Genomic DNA, 411 nt, shown 5'->3' on the forward strand with positions numbered 1-411 from the left:
AGCCCCACCGACGCGGAGTGGAACGAATTTCAGCAGCACTTCGAGCATCGCAAACTCGAACTCGGAACCTGCGGGCGTCCCTACAACACCCCATGCAAGCACGAACATGCCTGCATCCGATGCCCCAGCCAGCAGGTTGACCCCAACGCCCGCGTACGGCTGACGGAGATCATCGCCAACCTCCGCGACCGCATCGCTGAGGCACGCAACAACGGCTGGACCGGCGAAGCCGAAGGCCTCCAAACCAGCCTCACCGCGGCAGCAACGAAGCTCGTCAGCCTCGACCGAACGGCAGGCCCGAACGCCATGACATCGCTCGGAATCCCTGCCATGCCTTGAGGGAGCTCCATCAGTTTCTACGCGGGCCGGAGACAGGTGCGCTGCATCTAATTTGGTAAGGACACGGCGACC

At 63.0% G+C, this 411-nt stretch carries 1 pseudogene; it reads left to right on the forward strand.

Annotated elements, in window-relative coordinates:
• A pseudogene (locus A2J02_RS28170) lies at window positions 1-339 on the forward strand (site-specific integrase); the annotation flags it as partial.
• Window positions 340-411: the final 72 nt, after the last annotated feature.

Source organism: Rhodococcus sp. EPR-147, from assembly GCF_001647185.1.
Classification (GTDB): Bacteria; Actinomycetota; Actinomycetes; order Mycobacteriales; family Mycobacteriaceae; genus Rhodococcoides.